This is a genomic window from Bacillus sp. JJ1566 (assembly GCF_036962685.1).
In the GTDB taxonomy this organism is placed as follows: Bacteria; Bacillota; Bacilli; order Bacillales; family Bacillaceae_L; genus Ferdinandcohnia.
The window spans coordinates 1-20,917 of sequence record NZ_JBALOP010000007.1 but is presented as its reverse complement, the minus strand read 5'-3'; the positions used below and the strand labels follow the sequence as shown (position 1 = coordinate 20,917).

Sequence of the window (20,917 nt, the reverse complement as noted above, 5' to 3'; positions counted from 1 at the left end):
CGCAATGCGCCTGCTTATCGGTGACAAGCATAAGATGAGCGCTGGCAGAAGGTGCATTTTACCTTCCGAAGCGATTAGCTTAGACCAGAGAGCCGATGGCTTCTTGAGCTAGATATAAAATGTGAAAATAAAAAATACCCGTCCCTAATAAAAAGGGACGAGTATTTATATTAAATATCCGTGGTTCCACCCAAGTTCCCATGTTAGACATATGTCTATCCATGGCTCAAGAAATAAATAACGGTTATCCCGTCAGTAATTACCGCTTTGAAAGCAAAGGTTCACTACTGAAGTTTAGAGGTGGTAATCGTATCATTCGTGTTAGGAAGCTCCCAGCCTTGTCTTCCCTCTCTGAAAACCGTAATTATTCGATCGTGTCCTCATCATAACTTTTAAATATAGTAATGTAATATGTAGGTATTATAGTCTTATTTAAAAGTTAAATCAAGGGCACTTCACATATTTTATATTTTTTTGGCTTTCAGACGTCTATTTTCAAAGGATTTCTTTGTAAAAATCGTGACATTCTCTAAAAAAATATTGTGAATGGTTTGGATCATTCCATTATCAATCTGATCCGTGTAAATCGATATTGTTTTTGGTGCAATCGATACTAATGGTGCCAAAACGGCAGAATCAATATACATCGGCTGGTGCAAAATTAATTTTCGGTCTATAAATTTAAAAAGCTCATCCCGCTTAATTTCAGTAAATGCATCATTAAAAAAATAAAATTGCTCATCATGTAAAATATGTAATTGGTCAAGCTTCGGTTCGCGTTTTTCACGAAATTCCCGCAATCCTTGAATAAAAGTTTGATATTCCTGCTCCAGCTTATACTCGTCAATGGCTGACTCTACTATTTGTAATAATGCCTCATTATACGAGCGCATGCGAAACTTTAAAAATGATTCGAAGGAAAAAGAAATGGGAACCTGCAGGAAATCATGAAGCGCTTCTGCGATAAGTTGTTTCCTTGGAACAACGACCTGCACAGCTGGTATTTCAGGGTTATTCCCATCCATTAATGTTTTTGTAATTTCTAAAATTTGTTTTTTCTCTTCATAATCAGTAAAGTAAAATAAGTTTTCAATATAATCGAGAATCCAATTATCTTCTTTATTTTTGATAATAAATTCAGTCATAACTGGAATGATCACGACCTGAATCGCATATTGTGTTTTTTCTGATGCAAAAACAGACACCACATTTTCTTCTTCATTTACAACCTCTATGTAATCTATAGAAAGAGCTTTTGCCTTTGCAACTAAGCCCTCATACATTTTTTGTGCATCTGTGATTTCTTGAAAATGCATTTCAATCAAGCTAGTCCCCCCATTTCGCCAATACCATTACCCTGTTAAATGTATATGGTAAATAGGACAACTTTAGAATATAAAAAAATAGCTATCCCTTTTTTGAGATAGCTAATTCATGTTAGTAACGACGGTTTTTTCCTTTAAGTTCAACCGGTTTCGCTAAATATTTGATACGCTCCATAATTCTCGCTGCTTTTACTTTTTCCTCTTCACCACGCTGTGTATATGATAAGTGGTGTTCAAGTCCTTTAAAATCAAAATTTGAAGTGAAGAAGGTTGGCAGGTTTTCAAGCATACGATATTGCAAAATACTGCCAAGTATATCATCACGCATCCAGCTCGACATTGATTCTGCTCCGATATCATCAAGCATTAACACTGGAACCTTTTTAACTGCATCAATTTTTGAATTGATGGATTGATCCTGTAAGGAACCCTTCAATTCTCTCATAAACTCCGGTACATATACGAGCATGGATGCTACCTTTTTCTGGGCCAATCCATTTGCAAGTGCTCCAAGAAAATAGGTTTTCCCAATTCCAAATGACCCGTATAAATATAATCCTTGCATGCGTTTGCCTGGTTCATAATGGTCAAGGAATTCCTGGATTGATAAAATCGCATCTGAACGCCCTTCATCAAATTCAAGGGATTCAAGGGATGCATCCAAAATATCCTTAGGAACGTACATACTTTTGATTAATGATTTATATTTAATCTGTTCATCATGCATTACCTTTTTCGGACATCTTTCATAACTTAGATCAATAGAATTTCCTTTAAGCTCGAGATGAGGATGATATCCCTGTAGCATATTTTTACACGTATCAAGGCTCTGACATTTCGTACATTCCTTACTTTGATTAATATACTCGTACAGCTTTCCTAGACTCCTATTGATAGTATCGCTCGTGATTTCGTCTTGATGGACATTTATAAAGTCCCTTACCTCAGGATGATTCAATACTTCATGCTTGATTTGTTCATATCGCTGCTGAAAACCAGAATTATTAGATAGTTTTTTTAAAGAATCCTGAATCGGCTTCATGTCCTCACCCTCATCTTACTTATTATTTTTTTTCAGTCTTTCCTCAAACAATCGCTTCTTTTCCTCAAACGAAGGATCGGGTGTTTCTTTCTGTTTTGGAGTTTCTATTTGTGTTCCTTCATCTTCTTGCTTTAACCAATCAGGCAGTAATTCTTTACGTATCGGCTGCCTTTTATATTTATTTGTCTTTTTATCAGCATTCCAATTATGCTTTTTCGCTGTTTCCATTGCCTCTTTAACAGTCTTTATATTCAAACGCGCCCAGTTGCTCGCGATTGTTTCAACATAGGACTTAGTAAGCCTCATATCCGATTTTAACATGACATAATACAACAGTACATTCACAACACCTGGAAGAAGATTTTGTCGGAACATGACATCTTCAATGATTTTTAACTCCGAAACTGAAGGCTGCGCTCCCCCAGAAACATCGATTAAAAACTCTTTTGGTGATATTCTTTCAAGTTTTTGAATTAATTCCTCTTCCTTTGTTTGTGGAACTTTATTTAACATGGTTTGATTTGGCAGCGGTTGAACTTTTTCCGTTAAAGTGGGTAATTCATTGCCCGTTTCAAATTGATACCAATCCCTTGAAGCCTTTCTTAATTTATCAATATCAATTTTTTCAGTTGGGTCAAGGGAACTCATGACAATCCCTTGCATTTCAATTGGATCAATTCCATATAGGAAGGAAAGCTTTGTGATCGCTTCTTTTACTTTCGGGGTAATCGATTTTTTGGGTATCATCACCTCGGAAATTCCTGCAAAAAACAAATCAAAATTAAAACTTTCATTTTCAATTAAAAGCTTTTTTTCCTCACTTCTGTCCATGTATTCTGTATTTTCAGCTCGTTCAAGATTATGATTCATTTCATCACTAATCGTGGAAATCATTTTCGAGACTTTAACTGATTCAAATACTTCGCTAAATGCTTTCGTAATGGGTTTGTACGAGTCTAAATCGAGTTCATGATCGGAAAAGAATTGCTTAAGTTTAAAAAATTTACTCTTACCAAGCCTGTTATATAAGTAAACGTTGAGAACACCATCCGTAAAAAAAGCTCTCGGCGAAAGGGGTGCTTGTAGCTCATAGATAAAACTTCTAGAATCCTCATCAGACTTTACAAATGTTTTTAATAAACCAATGCCTTCGAGCTTTAATCGTTCTTGATATATCTCCTCCAAATTCGTTTGAAGAAGCGCCATTAAAGTATAATGGGTGCTATCCTCACTCCAAAGTCGGTTTTGCTCCAATTCACTCCACAGTGTCATATAAAGACTGAAAGCTTTCATTCCAATTAGAGGCTGGTACAGCAAAGATATAATTTTCCGGTCATAGTCATGCAAAAGGTCTGCAGAATGAACAATATAGCGATCGACTGGTACTATTTTCTTCCAATGCTCCATTTCATCAAGACCTTCCATTTCTTATCATTTCTTTTGTATAGTTAAAAAAAGAGCTTAAAAAGAATCTTAAGCCCTTAGCGTTCCCGTTTTATTAATTCCTTTAATTCATCAATAAACACATTTATATCTTTAAACTGACGATAAACGGATGCAAAGCGAACATATGCCACCTCATCCACTTTCGCCAAGTGATTCATTACATATTCACCAATAATATCGCTTTGCACTTCTGCAATCCCTTGACTTCGAAGTTCTTTTTCAACCTCATGGGTGATATCCTCTAATTGCTTTAAGGAAACCGGCCGTTTTTCACATGCTTTAATAAGTCCACGCAACATCTTTTCTCGACTAAATTCCTCGCGAGTACCTTCCTTTTTAACGACAATTAAAGGAATTTCTTCTACTTTTTCAAAGGTTGTAAAACGATATTGGCATTCTTCACATTCGCGTCTTCTGCGGATTGAACGACTATCATCAACTGGACGTGAATCCAACACTCTTGTTCCATTATGTTGACAAGATGGGCATCTCATTGGTAACAACTCCCTTCCGAGGAGATCTCTTTGTATTTATCTTATAAGAAAGATTTTTGTAGGACAAGGGTTTTTACTTTAAAATGAAGATGTTCTTAGGATTGTCCCTTTCCAATTAGCGGAAGCTCTTTATCTAAGTGTTGATATAAATTCGTAATTACCTTCCGGCTATATCCAAAATCGATTGGCACCAATAACGTTTCTGTCGTTACTGCAAAGTCAATTGCCGTCTCAAATGGTCTGACAGAGACAATAGTTGCTACAACAAAGGCTTTTCTTCCTTTTTTAATTGAGATGCTCATTTCCCCACGTTCTTCTGATACAGAGTTGATATGGTAGCCATCAATATTGTTAATAATTTTTTTTACTGCCTCAATCGCTTTTTTGTTTGTTGTTTTATAATAATGACTTCTTAATAGCTCGTCCGGGTGCTTGTCTCTTGTTTCACTATGATTTGAAAAAAACGTTTGCAATCCCATATGTTCCACTCCTTTTTTAATCTATGTATTAACTTTTGTGTAAATTGTAAATGTAAAAAAAGAGGTGTAATTAATACACCTCTTACTATTTTAGATGATTCGTATTTATTTTTAAAGTACTTTAACTTGTGCTGGCTTTACTTGTACTGGGCCCATGCCACGTGGGAGTTCAATATTCTCGCGTGTTTGTGCACAGAGAGCCTCAGCAATATAGTCTGCAGCAATATTCGGATCTAAATCTCCACATGTGTAAACATCAATACTTGCGTAACCATGTTCAGGAAAACTGTGAATCGTTAAATGTGACTCCGAAATGATAACAACACCGCTTACTCCCTGTGGAGCAAATTTGTGAAATGCTACCTCTCGAATTTCCGCACCAGATTTAAGTGCTGCCTGAACAAAAGTTTCTTCAATACCCTGCATGTCGTTTAATTTTTCAAAATCGCAACCCCATAATTCTGAGATTACATGACGTCCCATTGTTTCCATAATTAAATTGTTCCCCCTCTTACGATTAATTTCGGGTGAGTTCTTCGCGTAAAGCATGAGCATAACTACCACGGGGGAAAGTTAGTCCAGAGAGGTCCTAACCCTTTAAGTAGCTACAAAAGCATAAGCCTTTAAGAAGTTCACGAAATTTAGTATACTTTGTTTATATCTTTTTAGCAATAACTTTCATGAATTATCATTGAAAATATTAAAAACCTTCCCGTACTTGGGAAGGTTTTTAAATTGTGGACGAATTAACCTACTTTAGCTTCTATTTTTTGGATGATTTTCGTGCCTACGTATTTCGCCAAATCTACAACTCTACAAGAATATCCCCATTCATTATCATACCATGCTAATACCTTTACCTTACGATCTCCAATGACCATCGTTGATAGGCCATCAATAATGGATGAATGTGGATTTGTATTGAAATCAATCGAGACAAGCGGCTCAGTTGTAAAATCCAAAACTCCTTTTAATGCTCCCACTGAAGCAGTAATAAACGCTTCGTTAATTTCTTCAATTGTTACATCCCGCTCAACATCTACAACTAAATCAACTAATGACACATTCGGTGTTGGAACGCGCAGTGCCATTCCATGCAATTTTCCTTTCAGTTCCGGCAATACCAGTGATAAAGCTTTTGCCGCTCCGGTTGATGTGGGAATAATTGATTGCGCACATGCCCTTGCTCTTCTTAAATCCTTATGTGGATTATCTATATTTTTTTGATCATTTGTATAAGCATGAACGGTTGTCATTAAACCGTTTACAATCCCAAACTGCTCATTTAACACCTTCGCTACTGGGGCTAAACAATTTGTTGTACAGGATGCATTTGAAATAATTGCATGTTTGTCAGGATCATACTTGTCTTCGTTAACACCCATTACGATTGTAATGTCTTCATTCTTACCAGGTGCTGTTAAGATAACCTTTTTCGCACCAGCTTGTAAATGTAGGTTTGCTTTTTCCTTTGAATTAAACTTTCCTGTTGCCTCAATCACAATATCTATATTTAAATCTTTCCAAGGAAGCTCTTTAGGATCACGGGAACTTAAAAGTTGAACACGCTTTCCATTTACCAATAAAGAATTATCCTCAGGAATGACTTCTGCATCGAATTTTCCATGGTTTGTATCATATTTAATGAGATGTGCTAGCGTATCAGCAGGGTAGCTTGCATTGATTGCAACAATTTCTATTGAATCATCCATAATTGCATTTCTAAATACCATTCTGCCAATACGGCCAAATCCATTAATTGCGATTCTTGGCTTCATTACAACCCCTCCAGGATATATGTTATACTCTTTACAATCGATATTTACGATTAGTATAACACATTAGATTAGATATGTAACATTTTTATTCATTTTTTTATAAAATTGGTTATTTATACACCTTTTAAATAGTCCACAACTATTTTCACGCATAAAAAAAAGCATCTCATCTACTCGAGACACCTTATAAAACCATTATTTTTGAATACCCCATTGTTTGCAAATTTCATGAAACTGATCCTTTGTAGCCTCAATTGTGCCATTATTATCAATTACAGCATCAGCGAGTTGAATTTTATCTTTAAGGGGCATTTGTGAGTTAATTCTAGCCACAGCATCCTTCTTGTTAAGATTATTGCGATTCATAAGACGTACTAACTGTGTCTCATGATCGACATAAACAAGGATTGTTCGATCGACTAATGAAGTTAATTTACTTTCAAACAATAAAGGAATATCTAATACAACTGTTTCTTTACCGTTATTGAGATGCTCTTCTTTTTCCTTCAACATTTGTTTTCGAACGGCAGGATGAACGATTGAATTTAATAAAAGACGTTTTTCTTCACTGAAAAAGACGACCGATCCTAACTTCGGACGGTCAATCGTCTTGTCGGGTAATAAAATATCTTCACCAAATGATTGAACAATTTGTTCGTATGCTTCTTCGCCAACCTCGACAACCTTACGTGCAATAACATCTGCATCAATTACAACAATTCCAGCTTCTTTAAACATCTGTGATACTGTGCTTTTTCCACTTGCGATTCCGCCTGTTAATCCGATTGTTAATGCCACGTATACTATCTCCTCTGCTGAGCGATTATTAGAATTTCCATATTCCGATTAAAATCAGTAAGATTCCTGGCAAAAATGAAAATTTTTGAATCCATCTTTTCTTTGAAAAAACGGAACCACTCTCGATACCAGTATATACAAATAATGAGCTCATTAAAGCAACCAACAAAGCCATTAGCCACGGGGAAAAGCCTAATAAAGCAGCACCAATTCCTGCACCGAAAGCATCAAGCGAAAGGGCTAGACCTAGTAAAAATGCTTCTAATCCAGTGATGGTTCCTGATTTATCAAGGTCTGCAACCATTGGCTTCTTTAAAATATTTATAACTAAACCCAGTGATTTTATTTCAACCTTAACTAGTAGTTTTTCTTCGTTAAGTTCCTGGGCTTGAGATGTTGGACGAAAAAACTGAAACAATACCCACGCACCAATTAATACGAGTACGATACCACCAAGCCGGTCGGCGATTACAGGTGATACAAACAGTGCAATTGATTTACCTAAACCCATGGCAGCCGCCATCGTTACGGCGGAACAGCAGGCTATTGTTATGATTGATTTGAATGGTATTTTCATTTTTCTTATTCCATATGTGAAACCAACGCTAAAACTATCTAAGCTGACTGCAAATGCTAATAATACGAGTGAAGCGAACTGGGACATCTCGCAAAAGTCTCCTTCCTATCGATTGCTAAGATAGTATATGGAGGGAGCCCATTTCATGTGAAATGTCCGTAGAGAAGGAAAATGACACATCGTTTAAAGGAACTTCGACTAAATGCCGACACTTCCTGTGTCGAACGTCGAAGTCACCACATCCTGTGGAAGCGCGTTGGCTTGCTTCTCCGGTCCTCACGTATTTACTGCATACGCTCCGGTCCTCAAAGCTACACCGCCTTGAAATTCTCGGTCCTTTTCATTCTCCATTTCAAGTTTTATTTTACTTTTGTTTTATTTTTTTGGCATTTTGGGCAGAAGTGGGTGCCTCTTCCGCCGACGACTGTTTTTTCTATTTCTGTTCCACAATTTTGGCATGCTTTTCCGTTTTGTCCATAAACAAATAGCTGCAATTGGAACATCCCAATCTCACCTTGTGTGTTCACATAAGAGCGGATTGTACTACCGCCTTTTTCAACTGCCTCACTCAACGTTTGAATGATTTCATGGTGAAGTTTTTTCATTTCCTTTTTAGTCAGGGAATTGGCTTCACGTTCAGGATAAATCCCTGCCCTAAACAATGCTTCATCCACATATATATTTCCAAGTCCGACCACATTTGTTTGATCCAGAAGTGCAACTTTTATTTTTCGATTGGTTTTAGATAGCTTTTCTTCTAAATATTTCAATGTGAATTCTTGCGAAAATGGTTCTGGACCTAATTGGGATAAGGGGAGACTCCCCTCTTCTTCCCCTTTCTTAAATAAATGCATCGTTCCAAATTTCCGAACATCGCGATAGCGGAGCTCTGTTCCATCTATAAAAGTAAACAAAACATGGGTATGTTTATCATATGGTTCATCTTTACCATAAAGACCGTATCTACCCTCCATGCGCAAATGGGAAACCATTACATAATCATCTAATATAAACTTTAAAAACTTGCCTCTTCTCTTCACATCCTGAATGGTTTGGCCACGAATAGCATCACAAAATTGTTCTGGTTCTTCTGGTTTTTTGATGATTTTTGGCCATAGCACCGTCACATGATCGATTGTCTTTCCATTTACAAGCTGAGTTAAAGTTCGTCTAACTGTTTCAACCTCTGGTAATTCAGGCATTTGATCACTTCCTTATTTTCAACAATAAATCCTACTTTGCATCATACCAGGTCTTTCCGTACGCATAATCGACCTTTAATGGTACTTTTAAGGAAATGGCATTTTCCATTACTTCTGGTACAATCTTTTTCAAAATCTCAATTTCTTCCTCTGGTGCTTCAAAAATTAATTCGTCATGTACTTGTAAAAGCAATTTCGCTTGAAGCTTTTCTTCTTTTAATCTTGCCGCCATATCAATCATCGCTTTCTTGATGATATCTGCTGCACTTCCTTGAATTGGAGTATTCATCGCGGTTCTTTCTGCAAAACTACGAACATTAAAATTACGAGCCGTAATCTCAGGTATATATCTTCTTCTGTGAAGAAGAGTTGATACATATCCTTTTTGTCTAGCATCCTCTACGATATCTTCCATATATTCCTTAACACCTGGAAAGCTTGCGAAATAGCGCTCAATAAATTGTCCCGCTTCCTTCCTCGTAATTCCAAGGTTTTGAGACAATCCAAAATCACTAATTCCGTACACAATTCCAAAGTTAACAGCCTTTGCCTGACGACGCATATTGGAGGTTACTTCATCTTCCTTCACATGGAATACATCCATCGCAGTCTTTGTGTGGATATCCAAATCATTCGTAAACGCACTAATTAGATTTTCATCATTTGCAATATGCGCTAATACCCTTAATTCAATTTGGGAATAGTCAGCTGCAAACATGAACCAATCCTTGTTCGAAGGCACAAAAGCTTGTCTTATCTTTCGTCCTTCCTCCAAGCGAATCGGAATATTTTGTAGGTTGGGGTCTGTTGAACTTAGTCTTCCGGTTTGTGTCAAAGCTTGCTGGAACCTGGTATGAACCTTGCATGTATCTTCATGAACAACCTTTAATAAACCTTCAATATAGGTTGATTGGAGCTTTCCAACTTGTCGATAATGCAAAATATAATCAATAATCTCATGCTCTTTAGCCAGCTTTTCAAGAATATCGGCAGAAGTGGAATAGCCTGTTTTTGTTTTCTTGTATGCGGTGAGCTGGAGCTTTTCAAAAAGAATGACACCAAGCTGCTTTGGTGAGTTAATGTTAAATTCTTCCCCAGCCAGTTCATAAATCTTTTGTTCAAGCTCTTGAAGATGCTCTTTTAATTCCTCTCCCATTGTTTTTAGGCGTTCAACATCGACCTTAACTCCTATTGCCTCCATATCAGCTAATATGAGTGATAACGGCATTTCTAAATCAGTGAAAAGCTTATATTGTTCATTTTCCTGTAGTTCCTCAAGGAAAAGATCCTGTAATTTTTTGAGAGCAACTGCCTTTCTCACTAAATGCTCGGAAAGTACATCTTCTTCAGGAATTCTTTGTTTTGCTCCTTTTCCGTATACAGCTTCATCAGATTTTACGTCTGTTATACCCTTTGCATTAGCCACTGCTGCAATATCAGTGGTCGAATCAGACGGATTTAAAATATAGGAAGCAATTAAACCATCAAAAACGATTCCTCGTAAATCAATCCCCTTCCATCTTAAAGCAACAGTTGATTTTTTTCCGTCAAAAACAGTTTTCTTTTTCTCTTTGTCATTTGCCCATTCTTTAAAGCTTTCCGATTCAAGGGCAAGCTGTGTGGGAATATAAAAATTCCCATTTTCATTTGAGATTGCAATTCCTTGGATGTCAGCTCTATGGTAGCTTTCATCGAGCACTTCCACAATTAAAGAAGATTCAGCTGTTAGCATATTGTCAGTAACTTCATCAACAATTTTAAAAGTAATCTCTTCTAAAGGCTTGTCTTCTGTTTTTTCGCTTCCCTCTACTTTATCAAGTAAGGAATTAAATCCGAGCTCTTTAAAAAGCTGAATCACCTTGTCGCCATCATAACCGTTAAACTCAAGCTCGGAAATTCCAACTTCAATTGGTGCTTCACGATGAATTGTCGCAAGCTTCTTACTCATTATTGCTTGGTCTTTATTTTCTTCAAGCTTCTCTTTCAGCTTCTTTCCACTTACCTGATCAATTGAATCTAATAGTTCCTCCAATGTATTAAACTCATGCAATAGTTTTAGGGCTGTTTTTTCACCGACGCCTGGGACACCCGGAATATTATCAGAGTTGTCTCCCATAAGTCCTTTCATATCGATAATTCGTTCTGGTGTAATACCGTATTTTTCTTTGATGAAATCAGGCGTATATGAATCAACATCTGTAATCCCTTTTTTTGTAATATCAACTGTAACAAGGTCTGATGCCAACTGTGTTAAGTCTTTATCCCCAGTAATAATTTTAACCTCAAAGCCTTCTTGTTCAGCTTGAAGTGATAAAGTTCCGATAATATCATCGGCTTCATAGTTTTCTAATTCATATCTGGCAATCTGGTAAGCATCAAGGAGCTCTCGTAAAAATGGAAACTGCTCCGAAAGCTCAGGAGGCGTTTTTTGTCGACCTCCTTTATATTCACTAAAAGTACTATGTCTAAATGTTGTTTTCCCTGCATCGAAGGCTACTAATATATGTGATGGTTTTTCCTGTTCAAGAATTCGGTTCAAAATCATCGTGAAGCCATAAATTGCATTCGTATGTACACCTTTATCATTATTTAAAAGCGGCAAAGCGAAAAATGCTCGATATGCAATACTATTTCCATCCACTAATACAATCTTTTTATCCAAGAAAAATCCTTCCTTTCTATGACAACAAACCGATAAAAAATAGCCGTCATTTTCCTACTGTTCATTTTAGCATGCATGAACGCAAATGGAAAATAACGGCTACCTGTTAATATTTCGTTATTCAGTATATCCCAATAACAATCTAGCGTAAGGAGAATCAGCTGGTAAAATAATGACTGTTTCTCCGTCGATTGTAGTTTTATAGGATTCTAACGTACGGAATAGGTTGTAAAACTCTGGGTCCTTTGAGAAGGCTTCATTATAGATACGAGCAGCCTCTCCTTCCCCTTGACTTCGAATAACCTCTGCGTCAGCTTGAGCTTTTGAAATAATTTCTTTTACTTCTCTATCAGTATCAGCTTCAATTTCATTCTTCTTAGCATCCCCTTCAGAGAGATAGTTTTGTGCTGTTGACTCACGCTCGGAAATCATTCTTGTATATACGGATTGTTCGTTTTCAGCAGGAAGATCTGTACGCTTCATACGAATATCTGTTACAACAATTCCATATTTATCTTCTTCAAGGTTTTTATTTACAATTTCGGTAATTCGGTCATTAAGGCTACCGCGTTCCGATTTTTCATCATTAATAATCTCATCATAATTCAATTGACCAAGCTCTGTTCGAATGGCAGAATAGACGAATTCATCAAGCTTTGCTTCTGCATTTACCACTGTTCTTGTTGTGGCAATCATTTGCTTTGGATCTTCAATACGCCAAACCGCATAATTATCAATCATCATACGCTTTTTGTCTTTTGTATTGATTTCAGCCTCTTCAACATCATAGATCATTTGATATTTTGGTAAGGTTTCAACTGACTGGATAAACGGAATTTTATAGGAAAGCCCTGGAGTTTCTACAATTCGAACAACTTCACCGAATTGACGAACTACTTTGTATTCCCCTTCTCTTACAATAAATAAATTCACCAGTGCAATCCCTATTAAAATGAATACAATAAGGATGGCGATTCCACCTTTTGTGTATTTACTAAATTTTGTGTTCCCTCTTTGTTCTTTGAAATCAACTACATTTTCACTCATTGGTTACCACTCCCCTCTGTCTCTACAGGAGGAAGCTGAGCTTGGCTTCCGGCCGGACGAATTGGCAAGTACTTCATGGTATTGCCATCATCTTTCATTATATAAATTTCAGTATTCGGTAACACTTCATCCAACGTTTCAAGAACTAGTCGTTTTCTTGTAATCTCGGGATTTTTTGCGTATTCGGTGTATAATGCATTAAATGTCGCAACATCCCCGCGCGCAATTTCAATACGGGCTGCTTTATCCCCTGTTGCACGTGAAATAAGGGCTTCTTTTTCCCCTTTTGCTTCATTTAATTTTTGGTTACGATATTTGGTTGCTTCGTTTACTTTTGTGTTTCTTGTTTCACGGGCATCCGTTACATTTGTAAAGGCCTTACGAACCTCATCATTTGGTAATTCAACATCCTGCAATTTGACTGCCGTCACAGAAATACCAACATCATATTTTTCTAAAAGTGCGACTAATAAATCCCTAACTTCGGCTTCGATTTCTGCTTTACCAGATGTTAAGGCATCATCAATTTTCGAGCTACCAATGATACTTCTTAGGGATGCAGAAGTAGCATTATATAAAATTTGCTCTGGATCCTCTGAATTAAATAAAAACTTTGAAGGATCGGTTATTTGCCATTGAACAACCATATCCGCGAGAACAATATTTTCGTCACCGGTGATCATTTTTGTATCCTTTGGCACATCGGTGATTTCACCGTCTTTTTGGTTATACCCAAACTGCAAACTGTACGTTGTTTTTGGTAGTTTCTCTACATCTTGAATTGGCCATGGCATCTTAAAATGAAGACCTGGTTCTGATATTGCTTCATCTGCTTTCCCAAAGGTTAAAATAATTGCTTGCTCCGATTCATCTACTGTGTACCAGGATGTAAATCCAACCACACCTAAAATCAGAACGAGCACACTTAGTCCAACAATAGTGTAAATCCGTTTCAAACTAGCCATGCTTTCCCCCCTCTTTTTATATCTACATAATTTTATACGATTATCACCTAAAAAGGTTTCATTTATTTTAATCAAATACGGCTTAACGAATTTGCGCCCAGATTTTTTAGGCCCACACGAGGTGGGCCACAAAGACGTTGCCACAGGATGTGGCTTTCTTTGTCTTTGTTCCTACGCGCGGAAAAGTTACCTTTGAAAATCTGTGGCATTCGCCGGAGACTTTAATTTTATTCGGCCATTTGCTGAATAAAATTTAAAAAAATGACAAGGATATTGCGTCCTTGTCAAAAAGTTTGGCCTCCTAAAATGAAGGGGTTCTCATAAATATCATACGGTTCAGATATTAAGAGAATATGTTTCCATTGTAAACATTATGTAAAATTAGGACTTCTTAGATGAAATTCCTTTTTTAAAACGGATCGTAACGGTCGTTCCTTCCCCTACCTTACTACTTACGTGCACTGCCCCTTCATGAGCCTCAATAATATGCTTAACAATTGCAAGACCTAGACCTGTGCCTCCGGAATTCCTACTCCTTGCTTTATCTACACGATAAAATCTTTCAAAAATCCGGGAAAGCTCGTTTTCTTCAATTCCAATCCCAGTATCGATAATTTGAATGTCTACATAGTCAACTAGATTTGTTGCTTTTACCGAAACTCTGGCTTTATTTGGGGAATATGACAAACTATTATTAATGACATTGATAAAGACCTGCTTCAATCTGTCCATGTCTCCGTTTATCACAGTTGTTTCATCATCTACTGTAAGCTCTAATTGAATGTCTTTTTCTTCTGCTTTTGATCTAAGCATTCTTAAACTATTTTCTAATAGCTCCTTCACATTAACTCGTGAAAGATTAAGCGAAAAACCCTTATTTTCCATCTTTGATAAATCCAATAGATCTTGAATGAGGACTTGAAGACGATGACTTTCATTCAGGATGATAGTTAAAAACTCTTCTAAGAATTCCCTATCATTCATTGCGCCATCTAATAAAGTTTCAGCAAACCCCTTTATGGATGTAATCGGTGTACGAAGCTCATGTGAAACATTTGCAACAAAATCCTTACGCATCTGTTCAAGCTTCTTTAAATCCGAGATATCATGAAAGACAAGAACAACACCCTTCCACTCCACATTTGACCCTAAAATGGGTGTAGCGTAAACCTCAAAATCCTTTTGTTCGTTTCCTATCATCAAGTGGAGTTGTCTTCGTAACTTTCGCTCAGTCATAAAAATTTCTTCTACCAATTTTACAATTTCTTTTTGAGAAAAAGCCTCATAATAAAGCTGATCGATTAAATCGTCTTGGTTAATTTTGAATATCTCATTAATCGACCGATTGCAAATACTAATATAGCCTTTGCTATCGATTAACAATAGACCGCTCCCCATGTTTTCAATCAGGGTATGCAATCGGTCATGCTGCATTTCATACGATTTAGTCATTTCTTCAATATTTCTTGCTACAATATTAATGGATTGTCCAAGTAACCCAGTAGCCGTAATAGGATCTTCATAGGTTCTAGCTCGATAATCTCCCTTTGCAAGTTCTTTAACAGCTTTTGTTGCAGCATCAATTGGTTTTGTATAGGTGGTCGTGATCCTTACGATAAGTGAAAGAATAATAACCAATGCGATTCCTAGACATACGATTAAAGCAATCCAAACCTGCTGGATAGTTTTTTCTGCAGATATTCCGTGTGTCTCACTATATGTGATAACACTGCTAATAAATTGCCCCAACATAAAACCCATACAAAGAAAAACAATAATGATTAAAAAGATAATCGCAAATAGAAGCCTCGAGTGAAATTTATTCATAGAGTTTTGGCTCCTCGAGCTTATAACCTAATCCCCTTACTGTTTTAATAATACTTGGCTTTTTCGAATCTTTTTCAATCTTTTCTCGTAAATGACTAATATGAACATCTACAATTCTTGTATCACCAGCAAAATCATAATTCCAAACTGCGCTTAATAGTTGATCTCGAGTTAGAACTCTTCCTTTATTCTTTGCTAAATAAGCAAGAAGTTCAAATTCTTTTGGTGTAAGGTCGAGTGCATCCTCATTAAAATAAGCCTCAAAATTTTCAGGTAAAATCCGTAGAGGTCCTATCATTATTTGTGGAGCTGTTGCAGCGTCTTCTGTGTTGACTTCTTTTTTACCAGTTCTTCTAAGGATTGCCTTCAATCGTGCAACTACTTCTCTCGGACTAAATGGTTTTGTCATGTAATCGTCGGCCCCAAGCTCTAAACCTAAAACCTTATCAAATTCGTCGTCCTTTGCAGTTAACATTAAGATTGGGATGTCTACTTTATTTTGACGAAGCTGTTTGCACACTTCAATCCCATCCAATTTTGGTAGCATTAAGTCAAGGACGATGATTTGCGGTCTTTCCGCTAATGCTTTTTCTAAGCCTTCTTCCCCGTCCATAGCAGTAATAACTTCGTATCCCGCTTGTTGCAGGTTATACTGAAGTAATGTAATGATCGAACGTTCATCCTCCACAACCAATACTTTTTTCTTCATTGTCTTCCTCCATCAAAAATGATAAACCCCATCAATTTTCTCTCTCTTTATAAAATCATTATAGAATAACATTTCGGGACTTGCCATGAAAATGAAAAAAAGAGAGGCTGAGCTCTCTAAAAGTTCTCCAATATTTTCCCTTCCATTGGGATAATCCGATGTGGAGGACAAACTAATAGTCTGCCTTCAATCGCCTTTGATTCAGCTTCATCCAATGCAGTAACTGAAATTTCAACAGTATGGTCGTGAAAATTAATTTTCGTTACCTCAAATAGAAATTGCACAGTGTCGTAGTGATACAGTGGCTGCAAAAATTCGATTTCCTGCTTAAGAATATGACTGCCAGGACCAGGTAAATATTTTGACACGGCCGCTGATATAATTCCTGTCAGCATAACAGTGGGAACAATTGGCTTTTTAAAAGGAGTTTGGGACGCATAATCATGTTGAATATAAAGTGGATTTGCATCATTCGTCAAACCTAAATATAAAAGTAAATCCTTATCTTCAATTTTCTCAGTCAATGTTAATTTTTCACCAACAGTCATTTCTTCAATCATTCTGCCTAGTTTTCGCTTTTTCCCTAATAACATGAAAAAGGTCACACCTCCAATAAAATGAAAACGATTACAATTTATATATAAAAAATTCGGGGAAACCCCGAATTCTTCTTGTTTAGTTTATGATTAGGCAAGGATATTCATGACGTTTTTAACGGAGTCTGCAGATTTTGCAAGTTCTGCTTTTTCTTGTTCTGTAAGTTCAAGTTCAATGATTTTTTCAATACCATTTGCACCTAGAATAGTTGGAACCCCAAGGTATATGCCAGTGAAGCCATATTCACCTTCTAGATATGCAATTGCAGGTAACACACGACGCTGATCTTTTAAAATAGCTTCAACCATTTCTACTAAGGAAGCTGCAGGGGCATAGTATGCACTCCCGTTTCCTAATAGGTTGACAATTTCACCGCCACCCTTACGTGTACGTTCAACTATAGCGTCTAAGCGATCTTTTGGAAGTAAAGTTTCGAGTGGAATGCCTCCTGCATAGGAGTAACGAACAAGCGGAACCATTTCATCACCATGACCCCCAAGGACAAATCCAGTAATATCTTTTACTGATATATTTAGTTCCTGGGCAATAAATGTCCGGAATCGAGCAGTGTCAAGTACACCTGATTGGCCAATTACACGGTTTTTCGGAAAGCCAGATTCCTGGAACACTGTATATGTCATAGCATCAACTGGATTTGTTAACACAATGATATAGCTATTTGGAGAATGTTTTACAATTTCCAGAGCAATACTTTTCATGATTTTTTGGTTTGTTTGAACCAGATCATCACGACTCATCCCAGGTTTACGAGCAATTCCAGCAGTAATAACAACGATATCAGAATCAGCAGTATCCTCATAATTTGAGGTTCCGGTAATATTTGCATCAAACCCTTGAACAGGACTTGCTTCCAGCATATCTAGAGCTTTCCCTTTTGTGGGGTTCTCCATTTGCGGAATATCAACTAAAACGACGTCTCCTAATTCCTTTTGAGCAAGTAGAAAAGCTGTTGTTGCACCAGTAAATCCACTACCAATTACAGAGATTTTTTTCCGTTTAAATTGACTCATAGTATATCCTCCCTATTCATATGTAAGTAACACCCCTTTTTGATCATCCTCAAAAAGGGGTGTTATTTATATTTATGATTAGCCTAAGTTTTTGATTAGTTCATTAGCAAACTCTGAACATTTTACTTCTGTCGCGCCTTCCATCAGGCGAGCGAAGTCGTATGTTACAACTTTAGATTCAATTGTTTTTTCCATTGAATTCATGATTAGGTCCGCTGCTTCATTCCAACCAAGGTGTTCAAGCATTAATACACCTGATAATAGAACAGAGGATGGGTTAACTTTGTCTAAACCAGCATATTTAGGTGCAGTTCCGTGTGTAGCTTCGAAAATTGCATGTCCAGTTTCATAGTTAATATTTGCTCCAGGTGCAATTCCAATTCCACCAACTTGTGCAGCTAATGCATCAGAAATGTAATCACCGTTTAAGTTCATAGTAGCTACTACATCAAATTCACGAGGACGAGTTAAGATTTGTTGTAAGAAGATATCAGCAATTGAATCCTTTACAATAATCTTACCTGCTGCTTCAGCATCAGCTTGAGCTTTATTAGCTGCATCTTTGCCTTCTTCAAGGGCGATGCGGTCATATTGAGCCCAAGTAAATACTTTATCGCCAAATTCTTGTTCAGCAAGCTCGTAGCCCCAGTTTTTGAAAGCTCCTTCAGTAAACTTCATGATGTTACCTTTATGAACAAGAGTTACAGACTTACGGCCTTGCTCAATTGCATAGTTAATAGCAGCACGTACAAGACGCTTTGTTCCTTCTTCAGAAACTGGCTTGATACCAATACCGGAAGTTTCAGGGAAACGGATTTTATTAACACCTAGTTCATTTTGAAGGAAGTAGATAAGCTTTTGAACTCCTTCTGAACCTTGTGCATATTCAATACCTGCATAAATGTCTTCAGTGTTTTCACGGAAGATAACCATATCAACATCTTCTGGACGCTTAACTGGTGAAGGTACACCTGTGAAATAGCGCACAGGACGAAGACAATTAAATAGGTCTAATTCTTGACGCAGTGCAACGTTTAATGAACGGATTCCCCCGCCAACTGGTGTAGTAAGAGGTCCTTTAATTGCAATTATGTAATCACGAATTACATCTAATGTTTCAGCTGGTAACCATTCGCCAGTTTGATTAAAAGCTTTTTCCCCTGCTAGTACTTCTTTCCAAACGATTGATTTTTCACCATTATATGCTTTTTCAACTGCTGCTTCTAATACACGTGACGCCGCTGCCCAAATATCTGGACCAGTTCCATCACCTTCAATAAAAGGAATAATTGGGTTGTTTGGTACGTTTAGTACGCCATTTGATACTGTAATTTTTTCTCCTGCCACTAGTATTACCTCCTAAAATTCTTAAGAAGCATCTCAGGGAAAAATTTCGCCTGAGATCCTTCTCCATTATATTTATTGTTTAGATTTATTAACCTCTTTGGTCCATTGGAACGTATTGTTGCATTCCTGGACCAATATATTCAGCACGCGGACGGATTAAACGGTTGTTATCATATTGTTCTAGAATATGAGCTAACCAACCAGAAACACGGCTTACTGCAAAGATAGGAGTAAATAAATCATGATCAATACCTAAGCTATGGTATACAGATGCTGAGTAGAAGTCAACATTCGGTGGTAATGGTTTTTCACTTGTAACAACTTTTTCAATTTTCGTCGACATCTCATACCATTTTGATTCACCGGTAATAGAAGTTAATTTTTGAGACATTGCTTTCAAGTGTTTAGCACGTGGGTCACCTTTACGGTATACTCTGTGCCCAAATCCCATGATTTTTTCTTTATTTGCTAATTTTGTTTTTATGTAATTTTCAACATTTTCAACTTCTCCGATTTCAGAAAGCATTTTCATAACTGCTTCGTTTGCACCACCGTGAAGTGGACCTTTTAATGCTCCTATTGCAGCAGTAACACCTGAATAAATATCAGAAAGAGTTGCAACACAAACACGCGCCGTGAATGTGGATGCATTAAGTTCATGGTCAGCGTGTAGAACAAGTGCTTTATTGAATGCTTCTTCTGCAATTTCACTTGGTTCCCCGCCGCTTAGCATATACAAAAAGTTGCCTGCAAAGCTCAGATCCGTGCGTGGAGCAATTGGCTCTAATCCTTTACGTACACGAGAAAAAGCGGTAACAATTGTAGGTAATTTTGCTTGTAGACGAATTGCTTTACGATAGTTTGCTTCTGGATCCATCACGTCTGCTTCTTCATCATACAGTCCGAGTAGCGATACTGCTGAACGAAGAGCTGCCATTGGATGAACCTTATCAATAGGATATGTTTTGAAATGATTTAACACTTCTTGAGGAAGACCTGCATTTTCAGCAAGTTGCTGCTTTAGTTCAGCTAACTCCTCCTTATTTGGAAGTTTGCGATGCCATAATAGGTAGATAACCTCTTCAAAACTAGCATTTTCGGCTAAATCATCAATATCGAATCCTGCATACGTTAATGTGTCATCGATAATTGAACTGACTGAAGATGTTGTAGCTACAATTCCTTCAAGACCCTTTGTCGCTGTCATAAGACCCTCTCCTTTTATAATATTCCCCTACCCCCTTTAAAGAGGTAAAATGAGCGCATGCTCAAAAACAAAACAAATTTGCAAATATTTGAGTATGCGATAAGTACCCTTCATTTCGTGAAGTAAATGCTTTCATTTTTGAGAAAATCACTTAATGCCACAAATATCAAAATAATATTGTGACAATTAAAATAATTAGCAAGTGATATGTAGAAATAGATGTAACTCACGACTCTATTATAATAAAAAATCAGACTTTTGTGAATCAAAAGAGACTAATTTTTCTAACAAACTATTATTACACAAAAATATTTTTACGATAGTTTCTACTTTTGCTAATTAACAGAGCCGAATACTTAAATTAGCTATTTACAATAGATTTAT

Annotated in this window: 19 protein-coding genes; all 19 read right to left on the bottom strand. The window is 36.9% G+C overall.

Annotation, left to right across the window (positions count from 1 at the left end; all coding sequences use genetic code 11):
- Positions 1-464: 464 nt before the first annotated feature.
- A complete protein-coding gene (gene ytxC / locus V7112_RS04255; RefSeq protein WP_335416380.1) occupies positions 465-1,316 on the bottom strand; it encodes a putative sporulation protein YtxC in 852 nt (283 codons plus the stop codon).
- Between the two features lie 121 nt (positions 1,317-1,437).
- On the bottom strand, positions 1,438-2,367 hold the full coding sequence (dnaI, locus tag V7112_RS04250; protein WP_335415923.1) for a primosomal protein DnaI: 930 nt from the start codon (positions 2,365-2,367) through the stop codon (positions 1,438-1,440).
- 15 nt (positions 2,368-2,382) lie between these two features.
- Positions 2,383-3,774 (bottom strand): replication initiation and membrane attachment family protein, encoded by a 1,392-nt coding sequence (locus V7112_RS04245; RefSeq protein ID WP_335415920.1) that lies wholly within the window; start codon positions 3,772-3,774, stop codon positions 2,383-2,385.
- A 74-nt stretch (positions 3,775-3,848) separates the two neighbouring features.
- Positions 3,849-4,307: a transcriptional regulator NrdR gene (nrdR, locus tag V7112_RS04240; RefSeq protein WP_335415917.1), complete on the bottom strand. Its 459-nt coding sequence runs from the start codon at positions 4,305-4,307 to the stop codon at positions 3,849-3,851.
- Positions 4,308-4,402: 95 nt separating this feature from the next.
- Positions 4,403-4,786, bottom strand: a complete 384-nt coding sequence (locus V7112_RS04235) for a cytosolic protein (RefSeq protein WP_335415914.1) — start codon at positions 4,784-4,786, stop codon at positions 4,403-4,405.
- Positions 4,787-4,897: 111 nt separating this feature from the next.
- A complete protein-coding gene (gene speD, locus V7112_RS04230) occupies positions 4,898-5,278 on the bottom strand; it encodes an adenosylmethionine decarboxylase (protein WP_335415911.1) in 381 nt (126 codons plus the stop codon).
- Between the two features lie 254 nt (positions 5,279-5,532).
- Complete coding sequence (locus tag V7112_RS04225) at positions 5,533-6,564, bottom strand: glyceraldehyde-3-phosphate dehydrogenase (protein WP_335415908.1); 1,032 nt, start codon at positions 6,562-6,564, stop codon at positions 5,533-5,535.
- Positions 6,565-6,759: 195 nt separating this feature from the next.
- Positions 6,760-7,362 carry a dephospho-CoA kinase gene (gene coaE / locus V7112_RS04220; protein WP_335415905.1) on the bottom strand — a complete coding sequence of 201 codons (603 nt, stop codon included), beginning with the start codon at positions 7,360-7,362 and terminating at the stop codon, positions 6,760-6,762.
- A gap of 28 nt (positions 7,363-7,390) precedes the next feature.
- Positions 7,391-8,026: a sporulation membrane protein YtaF gene (ytaF, locus tag V7112_RS04215; protein ID WP_335415902.1), complete on the bottom strand. Its 636-nt coding sequence runs from the start codon at positions 8,024-8,026 to the stop codon at positions 7,391-7,393.
- A gap of 272 nt (positions 8,027-8,298) precedes the next feature.
- A complete protein-coding gene (gene mutM, locus V7112_RS04210) occupies positions 8,299-9,141 on the bottom strand; it encodes a DNA-formamidopyrimidine glycosylase (protein WP_335415899.1) in 843 nt (280 codons plus the stop codon).
- A 31-nt stretch (positions 9,142-9,172) separates the two neighbouring features.
- Positions 9,173-11,803, bottom strand: coding sequence for a DNA polymerase I (gene polA, locus V7112_RS04205; protein ID WP_335415896.1), 2,631 nt, complete (start codon positions 11,801-11,803; stop codon positions 9,173-9,175).
- Positions 11,804-11,920: 117 nt separating this feature from the next.
- Positions 11,921-12,850 carry a protease modulator HflC gene (gene hflC, locus V7112_RS04200; RefSeq protein WP_335415894.1) on the bottom strand — a complete coding sequence of 310 codons (930 nt, stop codon included), beginning with the start codon at positions 12,848-12,850 and terminating at the stop codon, positions 11,921-11,923.
- Entirely contained in the window at positions 12,847-13,815 is a 969-nt protein-coding gene (gene hflK, locus V7112_RS04195; RefSeq protein ID WP_335415890.1) for an FtsH protease activity modulator HflK, read from the bottom strand. The genes hflC and hflK overlap by 4 nt, the downstream gene beginning before the upstream one ends.
- Before the next feature lie 381 nt (positions 13,816-14,196).
- Entirely contained in the window at positions 14,197-15,642 is a 1,446-nt protein-coding gene (gene pnpS / locus V7112_RS04190; RefSeq protein WP_335415887.1) for a two-component system histidine kinase PnpS, read from the bottom strand.
- Entirely contained in the window at positions 15,635-16,351 is a 717-nt protein-coding gene (locus V7112_RS04185; RefSeq protein WP_335415885.1) for a response regulator transcription factor, read from the bottom strand. Before V7112_RS04185 ends, pnpS begins: the two co-directional genes overlap by 8 nt.
- A gap of 116 nt (positions 16,352-16,467) precedes the next feature.
- Entirely contained in the window at positions 16,468-16,944 is a 477-nt protein-coding gene (locus tag V7112_RS04180; RefSeq protein WP_335415882.1) for a MaoC/PaaZ C-terminal domain-containing protein, read from the bottom strand.
- A gap of 93 nt (positions 16,945-17,037) precedes the next feature.
- The gene (gene mdh, locus V7112_RS04175) at positions 17,038-17,979 is read right to left on the bottom strand and encodes a malate dehydrogenase (protein ID WP_335415879.1); all 942 of its coding nucleotides are present in this window, start codon (positions 17,977-17,979) and stop codon (positions 17,038-17,040) included.
- Positions 17,980-18,057: 78 nt separating this feature from the next.
- Positions 18,058-19,332 (bottom strand): NADP-dependent isocitrate dehydrogenase, encoded by a 1,275-nt coding sequence (icd, locus tag V7112_RS04170; RefSeq protein WP_335416378.1) that lies wholly within the window; start codon positions 19,330-19,332, stop codon positions 18,058-18,060.
- Positions 19,333-19,414: 82 nt separating this feature from the next.
- Entirely contained in the window at positions 19,415-20,533 is a 1,119-nt protein-coding gene (gene citZ, locus V7112_RS04165) for a citrate synthase (protein WP_335415876.1), read from the bottom strand.
- Between the last annotated feature and the right edge of the window lie 384 nt (positions 20,534-20,917).

What these genes read in the sequence shown, in the direction of transcription:
- ytxC (WP_335416380.1), bottom strand. Translation starts at nt 1,316, where the DNA reads ATGCATTTTCAAGAAATCACAGATGCACAAAAAATGTATGAGGGCTTA.
- dnaI (WP_335415923.1), bottom strand. Translation starts at nt 2,367, where the DNA reads ATGAAGCCGATTCAGGATTCTTTAAAAAAACTATCTAATAATTCTGGT.
- V7112_RS04245 (WP_335415920.1), bottom strand. Translation starts at nt 3,774, where the DNA reads ATGGAGCATTGGAAGAAAATAGTACCAGTCGATCGCTATATTGTTCAT.
- nrdR (WP_335415917.1), bottom strand. Translation starts at nt 4,307, where the DNA reads ATGAGATGCCCATCTTGTCAACATAATGGAACAAGAGTGTTGGATTCA.
- V7112_RS04235 (WP_335415914.1), bottom strand. Translation starts at nt 4,786, where the DNA reads ATGGGATTGCAAACGTTTTTTTCAAATCATAGTGAAACAAGAGACAAG.
- speD (WP_335415911.1), bottom strand. Translation starts at nt 5,278, where the DNA reads ATGGAAACAATGGGACGTCATGTAATCTCAGAATTATGGGGTTGCGAT.
- V7112_RS04225 (WP_335415908.1), bottom strand. Translation starts at nt 6,564, where the DNA reads ATGAAGCCAAGAATCGCAATTAATGGATTTGGCCGTATTGGCAGAATG.
- ytaF (WP_335415902.1), bottom strand. Translation starts at nt 8,026, where the DNA reads ATGTCCCAGTTCGCTTCACTCGTATTATTAGCATTTGCAGTCAGCTTA.
- mutM (WP_335415899.1), bottom strand. Translation starts at nt 9,141, where the DNA reads ATGCCTGAATTACCAGAGGTTGAAACAGTTAGACGAACTTTAACTCAG.
- hflC (WP_335415894.1), bottom strand. Translation starts at nt 12,850, where the DNA reads ATGAGTGAAAATGTAGTTGATTTCAAAGAACAAAGAGGGAACACAAAA.
- hflK (WP_335415890.1), bottom strand. Translation starts at nt 13,815, where the DNA reads ATGGCTAGTTTGAAACGGATTTACACTATTGTTGGACTAAGTGTGCTC.
- pnpS (WP_335415887.1), bottom strand. Translation starts at nt 15,642, where the DNA reads ATGAATAAATTTCACTCGAGGCTTCTATTTGCGATTATCTTTTTAATC.
- V7112_RS04185 (WP_335415885.1), bottom strand. Translation starts at nt 16,351, where the DNA reads ATGAAGAAAAAAGTATTGGTTGTGGAGGATGAACGTTCGATCATTACA.
- V7112_RS04180 (WP_335415882.1), bottom strand. Translation starts at nt 16,944, where the DNA reads ATGTTATTAGGGAAAAAGCGAAAACTAGGCAGAATGATTGAAGAAATG.
- mdh (WP_335415879.1), bottom strand. Translation starts at nt 17,979, where the DNA reads ATGAGTCAATTTAAACGGAAAAAAATCTCTGTAATTGGTAGTGGATTT.
- citZ (WP_335415876.1), bottom strand. Translation starts at nt 20,533, where the DNA reads ATGACAGCGACAAAGGGTCTTGAAGGAATTGTAGCTACAACATCTTCA.